Genomic DNA, 22,463 nt, shown 5'->3' on the forward strand with positions numbered 1-22,463 from the left:
CTGGGCAACTGGCAAACCGGCCTACTCACGCTCGACGGCTGGCGCCACCTGCTGCTGCCGGCCATCACCCTGTCGGTGTTCCAGCTCACGCTGATCATGCGATTGGTGCGGGCGGAGATGCTGGAGGTGTTGCGCACCGACTACATCCGCTTCGCCCGTGCCCGGGGGCTGAGCGATCGGGTGGTGCATTTTCGCCACGCCCTGAAGAACACCCTGGTTCCTGTCATCACCATCACCGGGCTGCAACTGGGCTCGCTGATCGCGTTTGCCATCATCACCGAGACGGTGTTCCAGTGGCCGGGCATGGGCCTGCTGTTCATCCAGGCGGTGCAGTTCGCGGACATCCCGGTGATGGCCGCCTACCTGTGCCTGATCGCGCTGATCTTCGTGCTGATCAACATGGTGGTGGATCTCTTGTATGTGACGGTCGATCCGCGGCTGCGGGTGGCGACGACGCCGACAGCGCGTTGAGTCGATGCCGCGGTGACCGGTCTGTTGTTCCCTGCGTTCCCTGCCTGCACGACAAAGGAGTCTTCCGATGATGAAGCCCAGACTGGCCTCCGTGACCTGTGCCCTGCTGCTCGCCTTGGCGCCACTGGCGCAGGCCGTGACACTCAAGGTCGCCAACCAGGGCGATGCGGTGTCGATGGACCCGCATTCGCTCAACGAATCGCTGCAGCTCAGCTTCACCGGCAATGTCTATGAGCCGCTGGTGGCGCGTGACAAGAAGCTCGGCCTCGTCCCCGGGCTGGCCATCGCCTGGAAGCAGACGGCGCCGACCGTGTGGCGCTTCGAGCTGCGGCCCGGCGTGAAATTCCACGATGGCAGCGCCTTCACCGCGGACGACGTGGTCTTCACCTTCAAGCGCATCGCGGGGGAGGGCTCCGACATGAAGAGCTACGCCTCCAGCCTCAAGGAGGTGCGCAAGGTCAGCGATCTGGTGGTCGAGATCGAGACGCTCACCCCCTTCCCGATCCTGCCGGACGTGCTGACGCAGGTCTACGTGATGAACCGCGCCTGGTGCGAGCAGAACAAGGCTGTCACGCCGGTCGACCGCCGCAAGGGCATCGAGAACGTCGCGTCGTTCAAGGCCAATGGCACGGGGCCCTTCCGCGTGAAAGAGCGCCAGCCGGGCGCGCGCACGGTGCTGGTCCGCAACTTCCAGTACTGGGACAAGGTCGAGAGCAATGTCGACGAGGTCGTCTTCACGCCGATCGGCAATGACGCGACCCGCGTGGCGGCGCTGATGTCCGGCGAAATCGATGTGATGGAGCCGGTGCCGCTGCAAGACGTCGCGCGGTTGAATGCCAACCCGGCGCTGACGGTGCTGCAAGGCCCGGAACTGCGCACCATCTTCCTCGGCATGGACCAGAAGCGCGACGAGCTGCTCTTCTCCAGCGTCAAGGGCAAGAATCCGTTCAAGGATGTGCGGGTGCGCCAGGCGTTCTACCAGGCCATCGACATCGAGGCGATCCGCAGCCGCGTGATGCGCGGTGCGGCCACGCCGACGGCGCTGATGGTCGGCCCGGGCATCAGGGGTTTCGTGCCGGAGATGAACAAGCGCCTGCCCTACGACCCCGAGGCGTCGAAGAAGCTGCTGGCCGAGGCGGGCTATCCCACGGGCTTCGAGGTGACGATGAACTGCCCGAACGACCGCTACGTCAACGACGGCGAGATCTGCCAGGCGGTGGCCTCGGGTCTGGCGAAGGTGGGCGTGAAGATCAATCTGCAGGCCGAGAGCAAGGCCACCTACTTCCAGAAGATCCTCAGCCGCAACACCAGCTTCTATCTGCTCGGCTGGACCCCCAGCACCTACGACGCCCACAACCCGATGACCTCGCTGATGGCCACGCCCACCGACAAGGGCCAGGGCCAGTTCAACCTCGGCAGCTACAGCAACCCGAAGGTGGACGAGCTGACGCTGAAGATCCAGAGCGAGACCGATCAGGCCAAACGCAACGCGATGATCGCCGAAGCCTTCAAGTTGCATGCCGATGACGTCGGCCACCTGCCGCTGCACCAGCAGGCGCTGGCCTGGGGCATGAAGAAGACGGTGGCGCTGACGCAGTTGGCCGACAACATGATGTTCTTCAAGTGGGTGACCGTGAAACCATGAGTGTGTCCATGGGATGGCGCGACAGCGAGGTCTGGTACAGCCTGCGGTCCTCGCCCGCGGCGATGGGCGCGGCGCTCGTGTTCGCGGCCTGCCTGATCGCGGCCTTCGGGGCGCCATGGATCGCGCCGCACAACCCCTTCGACCTCGCCAGCCTCGACCTGATGTCGTCCCGGTTGCCGCCCGCGTGGACGCCGGAAGGCCAGCGGCTCTATCCGCTCGGCACCGACGACCAGGGCCGCGACATCCTCTCCGCGGTGATGTACGGCGCGCGCATCTCGCTGCTGGTGGGGCTGGCGTCGGTGTTGCTGTCGCTGGTGGTGGGCGTCGGGCTGGGGCTGCTGGCGGGGTTCGTCGGCGGGCGCACGGATGCGCTGATCATGCGCATCTGCGACGTGATGCTGTCCTTCCCGTCGATCCTGGTGGCGCTGCTGATCGATGGCGTCGGCAAGGCGCTGTGGCCGAACGCGCACGACCTGCTGGCGTTTTCGGTGCTGGTGCTGGCGATCTCGCTGACCGGCTGGGTGCAGTACGCGCGCACGGTGCGCGGCTCGACGATGGTGGAGCGGCAGAAGGACTACGTGCAGGCGGCGCGGGTGATCGGGGTTACGCCGCTGCGGATCATGCGCCGGCATGTGCTGCCGAACGTGCTCGGGCCGGTGCTGGTGCTGGCCACCGTGCAGGTGGCCACCGCCATCATCACCGAGGCGACGCTGTCCTTCCTCGGCGTCGGAGTGCCACCCACCTCGCCGAGCCTGGGCACGCTGATCCGCACTGGCAACGATTTCCTGTTCTCGGGCGAGTGGTGGATCACGGTGTTCCCCGGCGCGATGCTGGTGCTGATCGCGCTGAGCGTGAACCTGCTGGGCGACTGGCTGCGCGATGTGCTCAATCCCCGCTTGCGGTGACGACTTGGCGATGACAACTCCCTTGCTTGAAGTGGACCACCTGCGGGTGGAATTCGCGCACCGCCACGGCGCGCTGCGGGCGCTGGACGATGTGTCCTTCAGCCTCGCCGCGGGCGAGATCCTGGGCGTGGTTGGCGAGTCCGGCGCGGGCAAGTCGCTGACCGGCGCGGCCATCATCGGCCTGCTCGACCCGCCCGGCCGCATTGCCGCGGGCGAGATCCGGCTCGATGGCCGCCGCATCGACAACCTGCCGCCCGACGAGATGCGCAAGGTGCGCGGTCGGCAGATCGGCATGGTCTTCCAGGATCCGCTGACCTCGCTGAATCCGCTGTTCACGGTCGGGCAGCAGCTCATCGAGACCATCCAGACCCACCTCGACCTGGACCGCCACGCCGCCCGGGCGCGGGCGGTGCAACTGTTGGCCGACACCGGCATCCCGGCACCCGAGCAGCGGCTCGACCATTACCCGCACCAGTTCTCCGGCGGCATGCGCCAGCGGGTCGTGATCGCGCTGGCGCTGGCCGCCGAGCCGCGGCTGGTCATCGCGGACGAGCCGACGACGGCGCTCGACGTGTCGATCCAGGCGCAGATCATTGCGCTGCTGAAGCGCGTCTGCCGCGAGCGCGGCGCGGCGGTGATGCTGATCACGCACGACATGGGCGTGATCGCCGAGACCTGTGACCGCGTGGCGGTGATGTACGCCGGGCGCATCGCCGAGATCGGGCCGGTCGGCGCGCTGATCCACCGGCCGGCGCACCCGTACAGCGTCGGCCTGATGGGCGCGATCCCGTCGATGGACGAGGACCGCGAGCGGTTGCTGCAAATCGACGGTGCGATGCCGCGGCTGGACGCGATGCCCAGCGGCTGTGCGTTTCACCCCCGCTGCGAGCGCGTGATCGACCGTTGCCGCACCGAGCGGCCCGAGCTGATGGCGACCGGGGGCGAAACCCGCGCCGCCTGCTGGCGTGTCTCGCCGGCGGAGGTGTCCGCATGACGGCGCCGCTCGTGGAAGTCCGCGATCTGGCGAAGACCTTCGATGTCTCGGCGCCGTGGCTGAACCGGGTGATCGAGCGCCGGCCGCGGCAGTGGGTCCATGCGGTCGATGGGGTGAGTTTCGAGATTCCGCGCGGGCAGACGCTGGCGCTGGTGGGCGAGTCCGGCTGTGGCAAGAGCACGGTGGCGCGGCTGCTGGTCGGCCTGCATGCGCCGACCCGCGGTGAGGTGCGCATCGACGGCCAGCCGCTGCACGCGACGCTCGTCACGCCGCAGGGGCAAACATTGCGGCGGCGGCTGCAGATGATCTTCCAGGACCCGTATGCGAGCCTGAACCCGCGCTGGACGGTGGCGGACATCGTCGGCGAGCCGCTGCTGGAACATGGCCTGCTGACCGACCGCGCCGCGCTGCGCGAGCGGGCGGCCGAGTTGTTGACGCAGGTGGGGCTGGCCGGCGCGGACCTCGACCGCTTTCCGCACCAGTTCTCCGGCGGCCAGCGCCAGCGCGTCTCGATCGCGCGCGCGCTGGCGACCAATCCCGAGTTCCTCGTCTGCGACGAGCCGACCTCGGCACTGGACGTGTCGGTGCAGGCGCAGGTGCTCAACCTGATGAAAGACCTGCAGCGCGAGCGCGGGCTGACCTACCTCTTCATCTCGCACAACCTCGCAGTGGTGCGGCATGTGAGCGATGTAGTCGGGGTGATGTACCTCGGGCGGCTGGTCGAGGTGGCGGACAAGCGGACCTTGTTCCGCCAGCCGCGCCATCCCTACACGCGGATGCTGCTCGACGCGATTCCCGACATCCACATGAGCGGCCGCGCTAGAACGCCGGTGCAGGGCGAGGTGCCCGACGCGCTGAATCCGCCGGCGGGCTGTGCGTTCAATCCGCGCTGTCCGCATGCGAATGCGCGGTGTCGGGCGGAGCGGCCGGTGTTGACCGAGGTGGATGGGGTGCGCGTGGCGTGCCACGCGGTGGAAGAGCGGCGGATCTGAGGCGTCCCGCCGCCACGCCGCTCGCTTTCCCGTCATTCCCGCGAAAGCGGGAACCCACGGTCAGCGCAACGGGTGGGTCCTCGCGTTCGCGAGGATGACGGTGTGGGTCAGCGGCGCAAGGCGCGCGCGCACTCGCTCGCCAGCCCCGGCCCCCGGTAGATCAACCCGGTATACACCTGCACCAGATCCGCCCCCGCTGCGCGCTTGGCCTTCGCGTCCGCGCCGCTGAGCACGCCGCCCACGCCGATGATCGGATACGCGCCGCCCAGCTCGGCGCGCAACTGGCGGATCACCGTGTTGCTCGCCTCGAACACCGGCGCGCCCGAGAGTCCGCCCGCTTCCGCCGCGTGCTTCATTCCCTTCACCGCATCCCGCCCGATGGTGGTGTTGGTGGCGATCACGCCGTCGATGCCGTTGTTCTTCAGCGTTGCGGCGATCACCTTGACCTGCGCCTCGTCGAGGTCGGGCGCGATCTTCACGAACATCGGCACCGTGCGGCCGTGCTCCTTGGCGAGCTGTAGCTTGCGTGCTTGCAAGGCCGACAGCAGCGCGTCCAGCGCCTCGTCGCTCTGCAGTGCGCGCAGGTTCTTGGTGTTCGGGCTGGAGATGTTGACGGTGACGTAGTCGGCGTGCGGATAGACACCGGCCAGTCCGATCAGGTAGTCGTCGACGGCGTTCTCGATCGGCGTCACGGCGTTCTTGCCGATATTCAGCCCGAGGATGCCGCCCGCGCGGCGGAAGCTGGTCGCGCGCTTGACGTTGGCGAGGAAGCTGTCCAGCCCCTCGTTGTTGAAGCCCAGCCGGTTGATCAGCGCATTGGCTTCCGGCAGGCGGAACATGCGCGGCTTCGGGTTGCCGGGCTGGCCCTTCGGGGTCACGGTGCCGACCTCGATGAAGCCGAAGCCCATCGCGCCGAGGCCGTCGATGCAGCGGCCGTTCTTGTCCAGCCCCGCGGCCAGCCCGATGCGGTTCGGGAACTTCAGCCCCGCCACCGTCACCGGATCACTGACACGGCTGTGCGCCCAGAGGCATTGCAGCGGCGTGTTCTGCAGGCGCGCGATGGAGTCGAGCGTCAGTTCGTGGGCGGCTTCCGGGTCGAGTCCGAACAGGAAAGGGCGGGTGAGGGCGTAGGGAACGAGGGCCATAATCGTGCGATTGTCCCCGATTCAATGCCTGCCCCTGCGCACCCCACCATGACCCAAGACGAACTCAAGGCCCTCGTCGGCCAGGCCGCCCTCCAGTACGTGCAACCCGGCTCCGTCGTCGGCGTCGGTACCGGCTCCACCGTCAACAAGTTCATCGACGCCCTCGCCACGGTCAAGGACACGGTCCGCGGCGCTGTGTCGTCCTCCGTTGCCAGCACGGCGCGGCTGCAGGCGCACGGCATCCCCGTGTTCGACGCGGCCGAGGTGACCTCGATCCCCGTCTACATCGACGGCGCGGACGAGATCGACGCGGCCGGGAACATGGTCAAGGGCGGTGGTGCGGCGCTGACCCGCGAGAAGATCGTCGCCGACCTGGCCGAGCGCTTCATCTGCATCGCCGACGAGAGCAAGCTGGTCGACGTGATGGGCCGCTTCCCGCTGCCGGTCGAGGTGATCCCGATGGCGGCGGCGCAGGTCGCCCGGCGTTTTCAGGCGGCCTACGGCGGCGACGCGACGCTGCGCGCGGGCGTCGTGACCGACAACGGCAACCACATCCTCGACGTGCGTGGCCTGCAGATCACCGACCCGCTGGCAATGGAGACCGAGGTCAACCAGTGGCCGGGCGTCGTCACGGTCGGCATCTTCGCCAGGCACAAGGCGCGGGTCTGCCTGCTGGGCACGGCCAGCGGCGTGCGCACCATCACGTACTGAGTTCCGCACGGTTCTGCCCTGTTGCGGTGCAGGAACCTCGGGTAAGCACTGGCACGCAACTCGCTACGAAGGGATGAAAGTTGACCGACTGGTCAAGTTTCAGAGTTCCGAAGTCTCCGGAGTCCCTTCATGGCTGAGCACATCGTCCTGACGTCCCATCCCCAGCGGCGCGACCTGCTGAGCACCGAGGTGCACTGGGGTGCCGCCACCCCGGAGGCCCGCGGCCCGATCATCGCGAGCCTCACCAACCCGGCGCACCGCAACGCCATCGGCTCGCACTCGGGCGCCTACGCCGTCTACCGCGCGCTGGCCATCGCCTCCGGCAAGCTGCAGCGGCTGCACAAACCCGACCTGACCGACACCGCGCCCGCCGAGCCGATCGGCCCGCACCCGCAGTGGGCCGACCCCGAGAAGATCGTCTCCTTCGACCCCTGGGGCCACCGGGCCGGACAGGTCTTCAGCGCGCAGATCGCGCAGGGCATCGACGTCCGCCCGACCATCGCCGTCACCAAGGCGCACATCAACATGCCCGAGTTGCTGGCCGCGATCCAGTCCGGCCGGCTGGTGCCCGATGGCGACATCCTCAACGCCAACGGCGACGTGCGCGTCACCAAGGCGGCGATCGACCCGGTCTGGTACCTGCCGGGCATCGCCAAGCGTTTCGGCATCAAGGAAAGCACGCTGCGCCGCAACCTGTTCGAGCAGACCGCCGGCATGTTCCCGGAACTGGTCACGCGACCGGACCTGAAGGTGTTCCTGCCGCCGATCGGGGGCATGACGCTGTACTTCTTCGGCGACGTGAGCAAGCTCGGCCCGCCGGAAACCAAGGTGGCCTGCCGCGTCCACGACGAGTGCAACGGCTCGGACGTGTTCGGCTCGGACATCTGCACCTGCCGCCCGTATCTGGCGCACGGCATCGAGGTCTGCATCGAGATGGCGCAGCAGGGCGGTGTCGGCGTGGTGATCTACAACCGCAAGGAAGGCCGCGCGCTGGGCGAGGTCACCAAGTTCCTCGTCTACAACGCCCGCAAGCGCCAGGTTGGCGGCGACCGCGCCGAGACCTATTTCGAGCGCACCGAGTGCGTGGCCGGCGTGCAGGACATGCGCTTCCAGGAGCTGATGCCCGACGTCTTCCACTGGCTAGGCATCACGCGCATCGACCGCTGGGCCTCGATGAGCAACATGAAACACGACGCGCTGACGGCGCAGGGCATCGAGGTGGTCGAGCGCGTGCCGATCCCCGATGAGCTGATCCCCGCCGATGCGCAGGTGGAGATGGACGCGAAGAAGGCGGCGGGCTACTTCTCGACCTACACCCCCGACGCCGAAGAGCTGACCGTGGCGAAGGGCCGCGGGCTGGAGTCGTGATCATGGCGGCTTTGATTCCGAAACCTGATCGCTGGGGCGGCCCCGGCTGGCACACGCCCGTCCCGGCGGACCACCCGGCGACGCCGCTGCTGAGCGCGCGGGCGGTGCGCGCGCGCAGCCATGCGGTGCTGGACCACGTCGCGGCGGGGCGCTCGCTGCACTGGCGCTGGGAGCCGTCGCGGCTGGCGCAGACCGTCGCGGCGGTGGTCGAGACGACGCGGGCGAGTTACCCGGACCTGCGCGTGCCGGTTCACAGCCGGTGGCGCCATTTCGAGGCGGGCGGCGCTGATCGCTGGGTGGCGCTCGCCGACGCGGTGGGGTTGGCGGGAGAGGCGCAGCGGCTGGAGCGCGCCCGGGTGCGCATCGACCTTGTGATCCCGAGCGTGCTGCTCGATGCGGGGGCGGGCGCGGCCTGGCACTACGACGACGCGGCGCACGGCCAGCGCCTGTCGCGTTCGGAAGGGCTGGGCGTGGCGAGCTTCGACTGGTTCGCGCGTGGCGGCTGGTCGGCGGACGCCACGGCGCTGCTGCGTACCGACGCCTCTGCGCTCGCCGCGGTGACGCCCGACGCGCTGGCTGGTGCGTTCCAGGTGCGCGCCGACAACCCGCTGGTCGGGCTGGATGGCCGCGCCGCGCTGCTGCGGCGGCTCGGCGAGGTGATGGCGGCGACGCCCGCAGTGTTCGGTATCCCCGCGCGTTTGGGGAACCTGCTCGATTTCCTGCTGATGCAAGCTGAAGGCGACCGAATCGATGCGGATGTCGTGCTTGGCACCTTGCTGCGCGCGCTGGGCCCGGTGTGGCCGGGGCGCTTGTCGCTGGAGGGTGTGAACCTCGGCGACTGCTGGCACCACCCGGCGACCGCCGATGGCTGGATGCCGTTCCACAAGCTGACGCAGTGGCTGACGTACTCGCTGCTGGAGCCGCTGGCCGACGCGGGCCTGAGCGTCACCGGGCTGGACGCGCTGACCGGTCTGCCCGAGTACCGCAACGGCGGGCTGCTGCTGGACACCGGTCTGCTGATTCCGGCGTCGGGGGCGTTGCCGACCATGCTGCTGTCGGTGGATGATCCGGCCATCGTCGAGTGGCGGGCGGTGACGGTGGCGGCGCTGGACCTGATCGCTGAAGGGGTCCGGGCCACGCTGGGGCTGTCGGCCGAGGCGTTTCCGCTGGCGTGTGTGCTGGAAGGTGGTACCTGGGCGACCGGACGCCGACTCGCCGCCGCCCGCCGACCGGGGGGCGCGCCGCCGCTCAACATCGCCAGCGATGGCACCGTTTTTTGAAGATTCAACGTTTTTGACGAGGAGTACCGCCATGTCCGCCACGCCTTCGGTCCATGTCGTGGACCACCCGCTGATGCAGCACAAGCTGACCTATGTGCGCAGCCAGGACACCACCACCGACAACTTTCGCCGCCTCGTGCGCGAGATTGCCGCGATGCTGGCCTACGAAGTCACGCGCGATCTGCCGACCGAGCTGATCGACATCCAGACGCCGGTGGCCGCGATGCGCTCGCCGGTGATCAGCGGCAAGAAGCTGTGCCTGGTGTCGATCCTGCGCGCGGGCAACGGGATGCTCGACGGCATGATCGACCTGCTGCCCGGCGCCCGCGTCGGCCACATCGGGCTGTTCCGCGACCCGACCACGCTGGAGCCGATCGAGTACTACCTGAAGCTGCCCGAGGACATCCAGGAGCGCACCGTCATCGTCGTCGACCCGATGCTGGCGACCGGCAACTCGGCGGTGGCGGCGCTGCACCGGCTGAAGGAGGCGGGGGTGACGAGCCTGAAGATGGTCTGCATGATCGGCTCGCCTGAAGGTGTGAAGGCGCTGACCGACGCGCACCCGGACGTGTCGCTGACGCTGGCCGCGATCGACGACCACCTGAACGACCACGGCTACATCGTGCCCGGCCTGGGCGACGCGGGCGACCGGATCTTCGGCACGAAGTGACCATGCCGACGGCGCGCGGCGGGCGCATCCGGCAGGCGCGCGAGGCCGACATCCTGCGCGCGGCGGCCGGTGTCTTCGCCGCGGAAGGGTTTGCCGGCGCGACGATGCAGGACATCGCCACCGCCGCCGGCCTGCCCAAGGCGAGCCTGCACTACTACTTCCGCCACAAGCAGGCGCTGTACCGCGCGGTGCTGGCCGACCTGCTGCACGACTGGCTCGCCCCGGCCGACGCGCTCGCCGCCGACCGCCACCCGCACGACGCGCTCGGCCACTACATCACCGAGAAGATGCGCCTCACCGCCGAGCGGCCCGAGGCGTCGCGGCTGTTCGCCAGCGAGGTGCTGCGCGGCGCGCCCGAGATCGGCGACCTGCTGCGCACCGAGCTGCGCGCGCTGGTGGAGGACAAGGTGCGCGTCATCGACGGCTGGAAGGCCCGCGGCTGGATCGCGGCGGACGTGGACGCGACGCACCTGTTCTTCACAGTCTGGGCCGCGACACAGACCTACGCTGACTTCGACGCGCAGGTCTGCGCCGTGCTGGGCGTGGCGCGGCTCGGCCCGGACGACCTGCAGCGCGCCACCGACCATGTGCTGCGGACCGTGCTGCGCGGCTGCGGCGTCACACCCCACCCGCCACCGTCACCCCCCTCCCGTCACCCTCGCGCATGCGAGGGCCCACCCCCGCCACCCAGCGTGGAAGCGGACCGTGGGTGCCCGCGTTCGCGGGCATGACGGTGCGTTTGAAGGAGCTTCCATGCTGGACCTGATCCTGCGCCACTGCACCCTGCCGGACGGCCGGCGCGACCACGACATCGGCGTCCGCGACGGCCGCATCGTCGCCGTCGAACCCGCCTTGGTTGCCACCGCCGCCGAGGAAGTCGACGCCGCCGGCCAGCTCGTCACACCGCCGTTCGTCGACGCGCATTTCCACATGGACTCGACGCTCAGCTACGGCCTGCCGCGCGTCAACCAGAGCGGCACGCTGCTGGAGGGCATCGCGCTGTGGGGCGAGCTGAAACCGACGCTGACGCAGGACGCGATCGTCGAGCGGGCGCTGGCGTATTGCGACTGGGCGGTGGGCAAGGGGCTGCTGGCGATTCGCAGCCATGTGGACGTGTGCGATCCGCGCTTGCTGGCGGTGGAGGCGTTGCTGCAGGTGCGCGAGCGGGTGAAGCCCTACCTGAACCTGCAGCTCGTCGCGTTCCCGCAGGACGGCGTGCTGCGCTCACCCGGTGCGCTGTTGCTGCTGAAGCGGGCGCTCGACCTGGGCGTGGACGTGGTCGGCGGCATCCCGCATTTCGAGCGGACGATGGGCGAGGGCGCGGAGTCGGTGCGCCTCCTGTGCGAGCTGGCGGCCGAGCGCGGGCTGCGGGTGGACATGCACTGCGACGAGACGGACGACCCGCTGAGCCGGCACATCGAGACGCTGAGCTTTCATGCGCAGCGGCTGGGCTTGCATGGCCGGGTGGCGGGCTCGCACCTCACGTCGATGCACTCGATGGACAACTACTACGTCTCCAAGCTGCTGCCGCTGATCGCCGAGGCGGGCGTGGCGGCGATTGCGAATCCGCTGATCAACATCACGCTGCAAGGGCGCCACGACACGTATCCGAAGCGCCGCGGCATGACGCGGGTGCCGGAGCTGCTGGCCGCGGGTGTGCCGGTCGCGTTCGGGCACGACTGCGTGATGGACCCGTGGTACAGCCTGGGCAGCGGCGACATGCTGGAGGTCGCGCACATGGGGCTGCATGTCGCGCAGATGACCTCGCAGGCGGCGATGCGGCAGTGCTTCGACGCGGTGACGACGACGCCGGCGCGCATCCTCGGGCTGGAGGGCTACGGGCTGGACGTGGGGTGCCGGGCGGACCTGGTGCTGCTGCAGGCGCGGGATGTAGTGGAGGCGCTGCGGCTCAGGGCGCACCGGCTGCTGGTGCTGCGGGCGGGGCGGGTGGTGGCGCGCAGCGAGCCGGTGGTGACGCGGCTGGATCTGCCGGGGCGGATGCCATCACCACGTTGAACCGGGTCGGTTGACGGTACGCGGGTTGTGATGTCTGCTGACCCCGAAGGCCCCCCTCCCGACCTCCCCCCGCTGGGGGGAGGAGAGTAGGCGCATTGGGATCTGGTCTTGCTCCCTCCCCCAGCGGGGGAGGGTTGGGGTGGGGGCCCGGGTCGCGCCAACCGTCCATCAATGCTTGACACGACACTGGACTTGCTCCGGATTGCGGGAATCAAATTCAACCGTTCTTTAATTTGATTCGACGCAATGCAAGATGGCTTTGATGTGCCCCGACCTGAACCGACTCGACCGCTACCGCTTGCAGAACACCGCGACCACCCCACCACGCCCCGAGTCATCGTCCTCGCCATCGGTGAGCTTCAGGCTGCGCGTGTACGTCACCATGTAGGCGCACTGCGGCCAGCCGCTGGTGTTCAGGTGCACCTGACCGTGGCCGCCGCGCACCGAGCTGAACTGGTCGGGCGGCACCGGCGGCACGCCCAGACCCGGCAGCGTCGGCGTGCCGCCCGGGATCGCGGCGGAGGTCGAGATGCCCAGCGCCCAGGTGCTCACCAGTTCGTGGTCCATCGTGTAGCGCAGGTCGACCATGTTGGTGATGCCCTCGCATGGCGTCGCGCCTGGTGCGGTGAACTGGTCGAGACTGAACTCGGCGACCTCGATCCAGTTGTTGACGTGTAGCCGGTCGAGCTGGTTGCCGAGGGTCGCGCCGAGGCCGGAGACCGGGGCGGCCTCGAAGAGGATCGAGACATCGACCCCGTTCTTCAGGGCTGCGGCGGGGACGGCGTTGCCGGCCCCTGCGCCGGTGGCCACGCCGCCCGGCACCAGCGCGTTCGTGTTGACGCGCAGCAGCGGCCCGGAGAAGCCTTGGTTGGTGGCGTCCGGCGGCATGGTGACCCAGCCGTCGGCGTCCGGCTGCAGCAGCAGCGGCGGCATCGGGCCCCAGGTGCCGGCGGGCGGTCCCGGAGGCGCGGCGGGGAAGGGCGCCGGCATCGGGCCGGTGTAGCCGCCGGACGGCACGACCCAGACGTCCTGCGGGTGCGTGCCCGGATCGCCCGGCAGGCCGTAGTTCCACGTCACCGGCCGGGTGCCGACCTTCTGGGCGACGACCATCGGCGCGCCCGTGATCGGCGACGGCGTGGCGAGGCTGCCCGTCGGGCGCCACAGGAAGCGGTAGCGCAGCGGCTGGCTGGTGGCGGGGTGGCGGGTCGGGCAGTCGCCGACGAGGCGGGGGCTTTGCCAGAAACCGTAGCCGGGGCCGCCGTGCTGGTTGGGGAAACCGGCGGGCTGGGCGGTGGTGGTCAGGCCGGTGCTGCTGTCGATGTCGTTGTAGATGTTGAAGTCGCCGACGCGGTTGAACCAGGCATGTTCGACGGGCGGCGCCTCCTTCACGCACAGCGCGACGCAGCAGCAGGGGCCGACGTTCTCGCGCCCGGGGGCGCGGCCCTGGCTGGAGGGCTCGGTCAGCAGTGGGGTGCCGGAGGGGCCGTCGATGCGGAAATAGACATCCGGGCCGCCGAGCAGCTCGATGTTGATCCAGGTGCCGCGCCGGAAGTCGGCGCCGAGGTAGTCGATGCGGAACTTGCCCGAGGCGTCGGTCAGGCCCGAGCCGATGGGGTCGTCGGCGAGCCAGTCGCGGTCGAAGGCGTAGACGGTGAGGCCTTCGGCGGCCTGGCCGGTGCTGCAGACGGTGACGCGGCCGCAGATGACCCAGGCGTCGAACAGCGCGCGGATGTAGCACCAGAAGCGCCGGGCCAGGCAGTGGTCCCAGGCGGCGATCTGGTCGTTCTCGCGCTGGCGCCACTGGGGCTGGACGGTGGTGATGGTGAACTGGACGGGGCCCTTGGGCGGCGGTTCGGGGCGGCGGTGCGGCACGGTGCCGCAGTAGACGTCGACCTCGAAGGCTTCGCCGGCGTACTGCTGGTCGTCGCTCAGCCTGGCGGTGAAGTGGCCGGCCTCGTCGGTCCGGCACTCGGCGAGCAGGGCGCCGGACTTGGCGCGGACCTGCTCGTCGGTGAGCACGGCGAAGGTGTCCTTGGTCTCGGCGACGGCGAGCCGGGTGGCGTCCTGGTCGCTGCGCAGGCGGTAGAGCCGGACCTGGACGTTCGCCAGCGGCTCGAAACAGTCGTCACAGAGGGCGCCACACAGGCGACCGCGGAAGAGGTAAGCCATGGTCTGCTCCTAGGAGTCTGATCGGTGGATCGAGACTGCTTGTAGCCCTCGGGGGGGAGGGCGGCATCCTCAAGGCTGTGGACGGCGGGCGGGCAGGGGGTTTGGCTGGTCTCTGAGGCGGTGATAAGTCACGAATGGCGCGACTCTCAGACCTCGACCAGCGCCTCGGCCAGATGGCGCTGCGTGGTCTGGCGGGCGGCGAGGCGCTGGCGCAGGGTGGTGCAGAGGTCGCGGAGTTGGGTGACGCGGGCGACGATGCGGGTTTGTTCGGCCGCAGGTGGAATTGGAACTGGCGTTCTGGCGACCGTTGCTTGATTTACTTTTGGCATCGTTCCCTGAGTTCCTGTCGCATTTCGCTTGAAATAATCTCTACCGTTTTCGCAAATCAACCAAACATGCACAAGCGACAAATTGATTTGTGTGGATATTTTTAGCCGCATCATGAGGTCTGGATAAATGAAGGCGTCATCTTCTCCTGTGTAAATTGCAGCTATACCCACGTAATCCAGAGAGTTGCCTCGCTGAATCAATAAATCATCGTTCTTTAAGAGAAATGGTTTGGCTGCATATTTATCTATCGCAACATACTTGAAGCAGTCGTCTTTGAAATAGCCTCTGGTGGTCGCACTTAAGGACAAGCACCGCATATCTGTTGGTGTTTCGGATGGGCGCGGTGATAAACCATTTGTTGGGCCGGTAAGTGCGATTTCTCCCAAGCATGACCATGCCCAGCCGTCTGGCAAATCAAATGGCTTTTCAGCCTCTGTCATCGCCGGCAGCGGCTTATCCCGCTTGATCTTCCCCGCCGAAATCAACCGATCCTTCTCCGCCCGAGTCCTCTGCAACAACACACTCGCCGGCTCGTCCGCCGGGTCTTGCGGCACCAGCAGCCCGCGCACGGCGAGTTGCAGGATGGCTTGCTCCAGCGCGTCCACGGCTTCGGGGCGGTCGAGCAGCAGGTCGAAGTGGTCGCTGACGCGCTGCCAGTTCGCGGCGAGTTCGTCGGGCGAGGTGCAGTCGGTCAGCGTGCCGAGCAGGGTGTTCAGCAGTTGGGCGTGCTGCGCAGTTTCGAGCTGGCGCTGCTGTTCGAGAGCATCGCACAGGCGCATCAGTTCTTCGACGCGGATGACGATGCGGGATTGTTCGGCAGTTGGGGGAAGTGCAATAAGACCCTGAAAGAAATTTGCGTCATTAATAGCGGGGTACGCAATGCCAACAGATTTACTATTTACGAAATCTGTGAAAGGCTTGCTTCTAAGATATGTCAGTAGATACCTTGATATTAAGCCCTGATGCGGGTGCATGGTGGCGAACGCAGTGCTCGCAATCGGGCGGGGTTGGTAGTCCTGCTCCACGATGGCGATATTCTTGAGGTACGGGCGAATAGTTGAGTACAAGACTGTGCCGACAGCAACATTCTTTCTGGCTCTAGAAGGTGCGTCCGTAGGGTGTATGACCTGAATATTATCCGTGATCACACCCTTGATATTTTCGATCGCGGCTACATCGATGTACGTAAAGGTAGTGCTCGGCTCGCCTTGTCCAAGGCTGTATGTCAGCGCCGGTATGCGCGCCCATGTCCATCCAGTCGGAATATCAAATGGCAACTCCTCATCGTAGATTTCAGCCATCGGCTTATCTCGCTTGATTTTCCCTTCCGCGATCAACCGATCCTTCTCCCCCCGAATCCTCTGCAACAACACACTCGCCGGCTCATCCCCCGCCTCCTGCGGCACCAGCTTGCCCTGCACCGCCAGCGTCAGGATCAACTCGCGCAGCCGCGCCACGCCACCGGGCGCGGTGGCCAGCAGGTCGAATTGCCGCACCAGCGGCGCCTCCACCCCCGCGCTCATGCCCGCCCCCCCAGCGACTCCGCCAGGATCGCCTTGAGCCGATCCCGCAACCCCTGCGCCTCCGCCTGCAGCCGCGCATGGTCGGCCAGCAACTGGTCCGGGTCATGGCTCACCGCGTCCGGCGCGTGCGGGTTCTTCTGGTCGAGGTTCCAGCCCGCCGCCTTGATCGCCGCGATGTCCACCTTCCACGCCCGCTCGTGTTCCACCCGCGCCGCGAACCCGTCCGCCTCGCTACCCCACCACGCCTTCTCGGCCTCGAATTCCTCGATCCGGATCGGCTTGGTCTTGTTGTAGCTCTTCGCGCCCGCCGGATAGGGATGCTCGTAGTACCAGATCGCCTGCGTCGGCGCCCCCTTGGTGAAGAACAGCAGGTTGGTCTTGATCCCCGTGTACGGCGCGAACACCCCGTTCGGCAGCCGCACGATGGTGTGCAGGTTGCACGCGGTCAGCAGTTGCTCCTTGATGCGCGACTTCACGCCCTCGCCGAACAGCGTCCCGTCCGGCAGCACCAGCGCCGCCCGCCCCTTGTGCTTCAGCAGATGCTGGATCAGCACCAGGAACAGGTCCGCCGTCTCCTTGGTCCGCACGTCGGCCGGATACCCCTGCTCGATCCCCGGCTCCTCGATGCCCCCGAACGGCGGGTTCGTCAGCACGACATCCACCCGGTCCGCCGCCCCGTAGTCCCGCAGCGGACGCGCCAGCGTGTTGTCGTGCCGGACGGCACTCGGCACCTCGATCCCGTGCAGCATCAGGTTCGTCACGCACAGCATGTGCGGCAACTGCTTCTTCTCCACCCCCAGCACGCTGGCCTGCAACACCGCCTCCTGCTCGGTGTTGTGGACCTGCCGCCGCAGATGCTCGATCGCGCAGACCAGGAACCCGCCCGTGCCCGTCGCCGGATCGAACACCCGCTCGCCCAGCCGCGGGTCCACCATGTCCACCATGAACTGCGTCACCGCCCGCGGCGTGTAGAACTCGCCCGCGTTGCCCGCGCTCTGCAAGTCCTTGAGGATCTTCTCGTACAGGTCGTTGAACTGGTGGCGCTCGCTCTGGCGGTTGAAGTCGATGGCGTTCAGCTTGTTGATGACCTGCCGCAGCAACTGCCCGCTCTTCATGTAGTTGTAGGCGTCCTCGAACACCCCGCGCACCACGAACCCCCGCGGGTTGCGCACCGGGTCGGCGCTCAGGCTCTTCAGCGTCGAGAACAGCTCGTTGTCCACGAAGCTCAGCAGCGCATCGCCCGTGATCCCTTCCGCGTCCGCCGCCCAGTTCCGCCAGCGCATGTCCTCGGGGATCGGGCTGCGGTAGTCGTCGCGGGTCAGCTCCAGCTCCTCTTCCAGCGCGTCGAACACCTTCAGGAACAGCAGCCAGGTGAGCTGCGAGATGCGCTGGGCGTCGCCGTCCAGGCCGCTGTCCTGGCGCATGACGTCTTGAATGGACTTGATGACTGCAGAGAGATTCGACATGTAGAAGCCGGTAGGGAAGGGCGGGACCAGTCGGAACCGGTCGGGATCGGTAGATCGGCAGAGCGGCGGCGCGCAGGGTTTCAAGCAGTGTGGCGGGAACATGTCCAAAGCTGCCTGAAGCTGCCCAAAACGGACAGGTTCAGTCCTTGCGTTTTCGCTGGGCGAGCCATTCGGCGATGAGCGCCTTTACTTCGGCATGCAGTTCGGTGGGCACGAAACAGGCGCGCAGCTCAGAGATTCCCGCATTGGCGCGGTTCTCCCGAGACTTTCTGGCGCGTTCGCTCTGCGTCATGGGGCGGTCCCCGAGTGGTTTGCGTGGCATAACGCCATTCTGCCATTGCGTGACGCTTGACAATGTGACGCTCTACGCTACATGATCCGCACCATGTCATCGATCACGACACCCCACGCCTGTACCGCAGATGGCCGCACCACGGCCTGCGGCGTGGCGCCACGGTTGTCAGAAGGCAAGACCTTCACCTACCAGTCCCGCGTGCCGGTCGATGCGGGCACAGCGGCGGCGCTGGACGCCTACGCCGAACTCTTCGGCCGGGTCGAGCGCACGCTGTTCGCGCAGTCCACGGCGCAGGGTGTGAAGCCCGAGAAGCTGAAGAACGAGTACCTGAAGCGGTTCGGGATCACCGCCCGTCAGTTCAACGCCGTGCGCATCGGTCTGGACGGAAAGACCGACTCGGTGAAGGAGCGCAGCACCGGCCTGATCGACGAGGCGAAGACGCGGCTGAAGAAGGCACAGGCCACGCTGAAGAAGCTGAGCACGGCGCCCAAGTCCGAGACGCCCGAGGCCCGCGTGAAGCGGCTGGGCAAGCTGCACCAGAAGACGCGCCGCGCGGTCACCCTGGCGGCCCGGCTGGAAGGCATGCAGGCCGACCACAAGGCGGGCAAAGTCCGCATCGCCTTCGGGTCGCGCCGGCTGTTCCGTGCGCAGTTCGATCTGTCGGGCAACGGCTTCGCGGATCACGCGGCGTGGCGGGATGCGTGGCACCGCGCCCGGTCCGCGCAGTTCTCCGTGCTGGGCAGCAAGGACGAGACGGGCGGGTGTCAGGGCTGTGTGGCAACGCTGGCCGACGATGGCACGGTGTTGCTGCGGTTGCGCATGCCCGATGCGCTGGTCACTGCCGAGTCGGGCAAGTACGTCGAACTCCACGACATCCGCTTCGCCTACGGCATGGACCAGATCCGCGCCGCCCTGGCGTGCGGCCGGGTGGTCGAGCGCGTGAGCGCCACCGGCAAGCAGACCAAGACCCGCGAGGGCAAGGCGCTGACCTGGCGCTTCGTGCGCGACGGCAAGGGCTGGCGCGTGTTCGTGTCCGTGTCGGTCGATCCGGTGCCCACGATCAGCACGGCACAGGCCGGCGCGGTGGGCGCGGATTTCAACGCCGACCACCTCGCCGTGGCCGAAACCGACCGCCACGGCAACCTCATCGCCCACCAGCGCATCGACCTCGACACGCGCGGCATGAACGCCGACCAGCGCCGCGCCGCCATGGGTGACGCCGTGAAGCAGGTGGTCGAGCGCGCCCGCGCATCCTCCAAGCCCATCGTCATTGAGCGGCTGGACTTCCGCGAGAAAAAGGCCCGCCTGGAAGGTGCCGATCCCGCCAGAGCACGCATGCTCAGTGCGCTGGCCTACAGAGACTTCGACTCGATGCTGCGTGCGGCAGCCTTCCGCGCCGGCATCGACGTGATCGCGGTGAATCCTGCGTACACCTCCGTCATCGGCGCCGTGAACCACGCGGCCCGACTCGGCATCAGCGTCCACGCCGCGGCGGCCTTCGCCATCGCGCGTCGTGGACTTGGCTTGAAAGAACGCCCGTTCGCGGCCTACCGCAGCACTGCCCCCGATTGCCAGCACGGCATCGTGGCAGTGCCGGCCCGCAACGGTGGCCACGTCACCTTCGCGCTACCTGCAAGGAATCGCGCGAAGCATGTGTGGACGCAATGGGCGGCCGTTCGATCAAGCCAGTCAGCGGCCCATGCAGGGCACTTCCGGTCTGGTGCTGCGAAAGCGGCCCCGGCGCCTCTGTCTCAAGCAATTCAGGCCGTGAGCGCAACCCGGAAGACCAAGGTGCGATCCCTTGGCGCGAATCGTCAGCAGCACTGTTCGGCTGGCGTGCCTGTCTTCGACGATGTGCCGTGCTGAGCAGCTTTGCTCAGGCTTGGGTACGTCTGGATAGGTTTACAGGAACGGTCAGGATTGTGCGGGCGCGTACAGCTCGCGCTCCAGCGTTTTCAGCGCCTGCAGGTACTGCGGCCGACCGCCGAAGCTCTTGATGAGTTCGGCCGGCCGCCCGAGCGCGGTGAAAGGCTGCACGCTGAGCACGGACTGGCCTTCGATGGTGGCGATGCCCTCGTCGGCGTACTTGTCCAGCAGCGCGTCCATCACCTTGCGCGCCATCGGGCCGTACTCGGTGAAGACGTTGCGCTGCTTCACCCGCCGCGCCCGCTCGCGGCGCGTCAGCGGCGGCTGTCCATAGGCGACGTGCAGCAGCAGGTCGAAGGGGTCCAGCTCCCGGCCCACCTCGTCGGCCAGCGCATCGAAGAAGATGCCCTGCGCTTCGAGTTCTGCCAGCAGCGCCGCCTTGCGCTCGGCGCTGTTCCACGTCTGCAGGAACTGGTCGAGCGAATCGAAACGCTTGCCGAGGTGGATGCGGGTGTAGTCGCGCAGGCTCTCGGTGACGAGCTTGCCGTCGGCGTTGAGGTACTGCACCCGCTCGCGCGCCACGGACACGTTCACCGTGCCGCCGATGACGTACTTCCGCGGCGCGCCATCACCATCGCCACCGCCGAAGGGGCCGAGCGGATCGGGCTGCGGCAGATCGCCGGGCGCTGCGCCATCCTCGGTGGGCGTCTCGCCGTCGCCGGGCTGGCCGTCCGGACCGACAGGCGCCACCGGCTCGGGCGGCTCCACCGGATCGTCGCCCTTCGGTTCGTAGACCTGCACCGGCTCGCCGTCGAAGTCCTTGTCGGCGAACAGCTCGGTCGCCCGCTTGAAGTCGAGGATGGTGAACCACGTCTTGCCGAGGTCTTCGCGCAGCCGGGTGCCGCGGCCGATGATCTGCTTGAACAGCGTCATCGACTGGATGTTCTGGTCCAGCACGATGAGCTTGCAGGTCTGCGCGTCCACGCCGGTGCTCATCAGCTTGGACGTGGTCGCGATCACCGGGTAGGGCTTCTCCGGGTCGATGAAGTTGTCGAGTTCGCGCTTGCCTTCTGGGTTGTCGCCGGTGATCTGCACCACGTAGCGCGGCTGTGTGGCGCAAATGTCCGCATTGGCGTTGCTCAGCGCCGAGCGCATCCGGGCCGCGTGGTCGATGTCCTCGCAGAAGACGATGGTCTTGGCGTGGCGGTCGGTGGCCTTGAGGTACTCGGTGATCTTGGCCGCCACCACCTCGTCACGCCGCTCCAGCACCAGCCGGCGGTTCATGTCGGCGCCCGTGTAGATGCGGTCCTCGATGGCGTGGCCGTGCTTGTCGGTCATGCCCTGCGTCGGCCGCCAGCCGAAGGCGTCGCGGTCGAGGTCGATGCGTACCACCTTGTACGGCGCGAGGTAGCCGTCCTCGATGCCCTGCTTGAGGCTGTACGTATAGACCGGCTCGCCGAAGTAATCGCTGTTCGAGACGGTGTCGGTTTCCTTGGGCGTGGCGGTCAGGCCGACCTGCGTGGCGCTGCCGAAGTAGCGCAGGATCTCGCGCCAGGACGAGTCCTCGGCCGCGCTGCCGCGGTGGCATTCGTCGACGATGACCAGGTCGAAGAAGTCGGGCGAGAACTGCTTGTAGAGGTGGCTCTCTTCGCTGGTGCCCGTGACGGCCTGGTAGAGCGAAAGGTAGATCTCGTAGCTCTTGTCCACCTGCTTGGTGGTCTTGTGGACGGCGAGTGTCACGGCCTCGACCTGCTCGATGCCCTTGGCGTTCGGGCTGAGCTTGGCCATCGCGCCCTTGAAGGGGCGGAAGTCGTTGACCATCGTCTGGTCGATCAGGATGTTCCGGTCGGCCAGGAACAGGATGCGCTTCTTGGTGCCGCTCTTCCACAGCCGCCAGATGATCTGGAACGCGGTGTAGGTCTTGCCAGTCCCCGTGGCCATGACCAGCAGCGCGCGCTGGCGGCCCTGGGCGATGGCCTCGACCGTGCGGTTGATGGCATTGAGCTGGTAGTAGCGCGGGGTCTTGCCGGGCTGGTAGTCGAAGGCGGCGACGCGCTGCACCTCGGGTGTCCAGCCTTTCCAGCGGCAGTAGCGTGCCCAGAGTTCGGCGGGGGAGGGGAATTCGTCGAGCGTCAGGTAGCGCTCCAGCACGCCGTCGGCGAGCGTGGCGTCGCGGAAGAGGAAGCCGTCGCCATTGCTGGAGAAGCTGAACGGCACGTCGAGCAGGTGCGCGTACTGGATCGCCTGCGCCATGCCGGCGCCGACTGCGAGGCCGTTGTGCTTGGCTTCGACCACCGCCAGCGGGATGTGGGCCTTGTGGAACAGCGCGTAGTCAGCGCGCAGCACGGTGGCCGCATCGCGCCGCGCCTTGCGCCCCTGCACGACCACCCGGCCGGCGCGCAGCGGGTATTCGCGGTAGATCTGGTCCAGGCCGTTCCAGCCGGCACGCTCCATCGCCGGGCGGATGTACTTGTCACAGATGTCGCTCTCGCTGAGCTGGCGCTTGTCGTGCTGCGCTTGCATGGCATTCCCCCTGACTGCTCGTTCTCTGCGGAACTGTCCAGAATCCACCACCGACCCGGTCAGAGGCCGGTTTTTCGGGGTGCAGGCAAAGAAA

General features: G+C 67.6%; 18 protein-coding genes. 12 read left to right on the forward strand and 6 right to left on the reverse strand.

Features of this window, described 5'->3' with window-relative positions:
- The 5 genes from AABN02_RS04180 to AABN02_RS04200 form a co-directional block, all read left to right on the forward strand.
- Positions 1-471: ABC transporter permease (locus AABN02_RS04180; protein ID WP_338413663.1), on the forward strand; the 471-nt coding region annotated here is incomplete at its 5' end.
- Positions 472-541: 70 nt separating this feature from the next.
- Entirely contained in the window at positions 542-2,116 is a 1,575-nt protein-coding gene (locus AABN02_RS04185; RefSeq protein ID WP_338413842.1) for an ABC transporter substrate-binding protein, read from the forward strand.
- Positions 2,113-3,021, forward strand: a complete 909-nt coding sequence (locus tag AABN02_RS04190) for an ABC transporter permease (RefSeq protein WP_338413664.1) — start codon at positions 2,113-2,115, stop codon at positions 3,019-3,021. The genes AABN02_RS04185 and AABN02_RS04190 overlap by 4 nt, the downstream gene beginning before the upstream one ends.
- A gap of 10 nt (positions 3,022-3,031) precedes the next feature.
- Entirely contained in the window at positions 3,032-4,015 is a 984-nt protein-coding gene (locus AABN02_RS04195; RefSeq protein ID WP_338413665.1) for an ABC transporter ATP-binding protein, read from the forward strand.
- Complete coding sequence (locus AABN02_RS04200) at positions 4,012-5,007, forward strand: oligopeptide/dipeptide ABC transporter ATP-binding protein (RefSeq protein WP_338413666.1); 996 nt, start codon at positions 4,012-4,014, stop codon at positions 5,005-5,007. Before AABN02_RS04195 ends, AABN02_RS04200 begins: the two co-directional genes overlap by 4 nt.
- Before the next feature lie 107 nt (positions 5,008-5,114).
- On the opposite strand, the gene AABN02_RS04205 is transcribed toward AABN02_RS04200, so the two are convergent.
- Positions 5,115-6,152, reverse strand: coding sequence for a quinone-dependent dihydroorotate dehydrogenase (locus AABN02_RS04205; protein WP_338413667.1), 1,038 nt, complete (start codon positions 6,150-6,152; stop codon positions 5,115-5,117).
- 48 nt (positions 6,153-6,200) lie between these two features.
- Here AABN02_RS04205 and rpiA point away from each other — a divergent pair, with 48 nt between their 5' ends.
- The 6 genes from rpiA to AABN02_RS04235 all read left to right on the forward strand — a co-directional run bounded on the left by rpiA (position 6,201) and on the right by AABN02_RS04235 (position 12,197).
- On the forward strand, positions 6,201-6,863 hold the full coding sequence (gene rpiA / locus AABN02_RS04210) for a ribose-5-phosphate isomerase RpiA (RefSeq protein WP_338413668.1): 663 nt from the start codon (positions 6,201-6,203) through the stop codon (positions 6,861-6,863).
- Between the two features lie 129 nt (positions 6,864-6,992).
- Positions 6,993-8,231, forward strand: coding sequence for a GTP cyclohydrolase II (locus AABN02_RS04215; RefSeq protein WP_338413669.1), 1,239 nt, complete (start codon positions 6,993-6,995; stop codon positions 8,229-8,231).
- A gap of 2 nt (positions 8,232-8,233) precedes the next feature.
- A complete protein-coding gene (locus AABN02_RS04220) occupies positions 8,234-9,511 on the forward strand; it encodes a DUF1688 family protein (RefSeq protein WP_338413670.1) in 1,278 nt (425 codons plus the stop codon).
- Positions 9,512-9,542: 31 nt separating this feature from the next.
- Entirely contained in the window at positions 9,543-10,181 is a 639-nt protein-coding gene (gene upp / locus AABN02_RS04225; RefSeq protein WP_338413671.1) for a uracil phosphoribosyltransferase, read from the forward strand.
- A gap of 2 nt (positions 10,182-10,183) precedes the next feature.
- A complete protein-coding gene (locus AABN02_RS04230; protein ID WP_338413672.1) occupies positions 10,184-10,912 on the forward strand; it encodes a TetR/AcrR family transcriptional regulator in 729 nt (242 codons plus the stop codon).
- A 22-nt stretch (positions 10,913-10,934) separates the two neighbouring features.
- On the forward strand, positions 10,935-12,197 hold the full coding sequence (locus tag AABN02_RS04235) for an amidohydrolase family protein (protein WP_338413673.1): 1,263 nt from the start codon (positions 10,935-10,937) through the stop codon (positions 12,195-12,197).
- A 291-nt stretch (positions 12,198-12,488) separates the two neighbouring features.
- Here the strand turns inward: AABN02_RS04235 and AABN02_RS04240 are convergent, their stop codons facing one another.
- The 4 genes from AABN02_RS04240 to AABN02_RS04255 form a co-directional block, all read right to left on the reverse strand.
- Complete coding sequence (locus AABN02_RS04240) at positions 12,489-14,366, reverse strand: hypothetical protein (protein ID WP_338413674.1); 1,878 nt, start codon at positions 14,364-14,366, stop codon at positions 12,489-12,491.
- A gap of 146 nt (positions 14,367-14,512) precedes the next feature.
- On the reverse strand, positions 14,513-16,219 hold the full coding sequence (locus tag AABN02_RS04245) for a restriction endonuclease subunit S (protein ID WP_338413675.1): 1,707 nt from the start codon (positions 16,217-16,219) through the stop codon (positions 14,513-14,515).
- Positions 16,216-17,685 (reverse strand): class I SAM-dependent DNA methyltransferase, encoded by a 1,470-nt coding sequence (locus AABN02_RS04250; RefSeq protein WP_338413676.1) that lies wholly within the window; start codon positions 17,683-17,685, stop codon positions 16,216-16,218. Before AABN02_RS04250 ends, AABN02_RS04245 begins: the two co-directional genes overlap by 4 nt.
- A gap of 139 nt (positions 17,686-17,824) precedes the next feature.
- The gene (locus tag AABN02_RS04255; RefSeq protein ID WP_338413677.1) at positions 17,825-17,977 is read right to left on the reverse strand and encodes a hypothetical protein; all 153 of its coding nucleotides are present in this window, start codon (positions 17,975-17,977) and stop codon (positions 17,825-17,827) included.
- A 93-nt stretch (positions 17,978-18,070) separates the two neighbouring features.
- On the opposite strand from AABN02_RS04255, the gene AABN02_RS04260 reads away from it, so the two are divergent.
- Entirely contained in the window at positions 18,071-19,846 is a 1,776-nt protein-coding gene (locus AABN02_RS04260; protein WP_338413678.1) for an IS200/IS605 family accessory protein TnpB-related protein, read from the forward strand.
- 48 nt (positions 19,847-19,894) lie between these two features.
- Here AABN02_RS04260 and AABN02_RS04265 read toward each other — a convergent pair whose 3' ends face one another.
- Positions 19,895-22,369, reverse strand: a complete 2,475-nt coding sequence (locus AABN02_RS04265) for a DEAD/DEAH box helicase family protein (protein ID WP_338413679.1) — start codon at positions 22,367-22,369, stop codon at positions 19,895-19,897.
- Between the last annotated feature and the right edge of the window lie 94 nt (positions 22,370-22,463).

Origin of the sequence: uncultured Sphaerotilus sp. (assembly GCF_963924895.1) — a bacterium.
Lineage (GTDB): Bacteria > Pseudomonadota > Gammaproteobacteria > Burkholderiales > Burkholderiaceae_C > Sphaerotilus.

Excerpts from the sequence above, each read along its gene's own strand:
- AABN02_RS04185 (WP_338413842.1), top strand. The coding sequence starts at position 542 with ATGAAGCCCAGACTGGCCTCCGTGACCTGTGCCCTGCTGCTCGCCTTG.
- upp (WP_338413671.1), top strand. The coding sequence starts at position 9,543 with ATGTCCGCCACGCCTTCGGTCCATGTCGTGGACCACCCGCTGATGCAG.
- AABN02_RS04220 (WP_338413670.1), top strand. The coding sequence starts at position 8,234 with ATGGCGGCTTTGATTCCGAAACCTGATCGCTGGGGCGGCCCCGGCTGG.
- AABN02_RS04195 (WP_338413665.1), top strand. The coding sequence starts at position 3,032 with ATGACAACTCCCTTGCTTGAAGTGGACCACCTGCGGGTGGAATTCGCG.
- AABN02_RS04230 (WP_338413672.1), top strand. The coding sequence starts at position 10,184 with ATGCCGACGGCGCGCGGCGGGCGCATCCGGCAGGCGCGCGAGGCCGAC.
- AABN02_RS04250 (WP_338413676.1), bottom strand. The coding sequence starts at position 17,685 with ATGTCGAATCTCTCTGCAGTCATCAAGTCCATTCAAGACGTCATGCGC.
- AABN02_RS04205 (WP_338413667.1), bottom strand. The coding sequence starts at position 6,152 with ATGGCCCTCGTTCCCTACGCCCTCACCCGCCCTTTCCTGTTCGGACTC.
- AABN02_RS04240 (WP_338413674.1), bottom strand. The coding sequence starts at position 14,366 with ATGGCTTACCTCTTCCGCGGTCGCCTGTGTGGCGCCCTCTGTGACGAC.
- AABN02_RS04245 (WP_338413675.1), bottom strand. The coding sequence starts at position 16,219 with ATGAGCGCGGGGGTGGAGGCGCCGCTGGTGCGGCAATTCGACCTGCTG.
- AABN02_RS04260 (WP_338413678.1), top strand. The coding sequence starts at position 18,071 with ATGTCATCGATCACGACACCCCACGCCTGTACCGCAGATGGCCGCACC.
- AABN02_RS04200 (WP_338413666.1), top strand. The coding sequence starts at position 4,012 with ATGACGGCGCCGCTCGTGGAAGTCCGCGATCTGGCGAAGACCTTCGAT.
- AABN02_RS04215 (WP_338413669.1), top strand. The coding sequence starts at position 6,993 with ATGGCTGAGCACATCGTCCTGACGTCCCATCCCCAGCGGCGCGACCTG.
- AABN02_RS04265 (WP_338413679.1), bottom strand. The coding sequence starts at position 22,369 with ATGCAAGCGCAGCACGACAAGCGCCAGCTCAGCGAGAGCGACATCTGT.
- rpiA (WP_338413668.1), top strand. The coding sequence starts at position 6,201 with ATGACCCAAGACGAACTCAAGGCCCTCGTCGGCCAGGCCGCCCTCCAG.
- AABN02_RS04255 (WP_338413677.1), bottom strand. The coding sequence starts at position 17,977 with ATGACGCAGAGCGAACGCGCCAGAAAGTCTCGGGAGAACCGCGCCAAT.
- AABN02_RS04235 (WP_338413673.1), top strand. The coding sequence starts at position 10,935 with ATGCTGGACCTGATCCTGCGCCACTGCACCCTGCCGGACGGCCGGCGC.
- AABN02_RS04190 (WP_338413664.1), top strand. The coding sequence starts at position 2,113 with ATGAGTGTGTCCATGGGATGGCGCGACAGCGAGGTCTGGTACAGCCTG.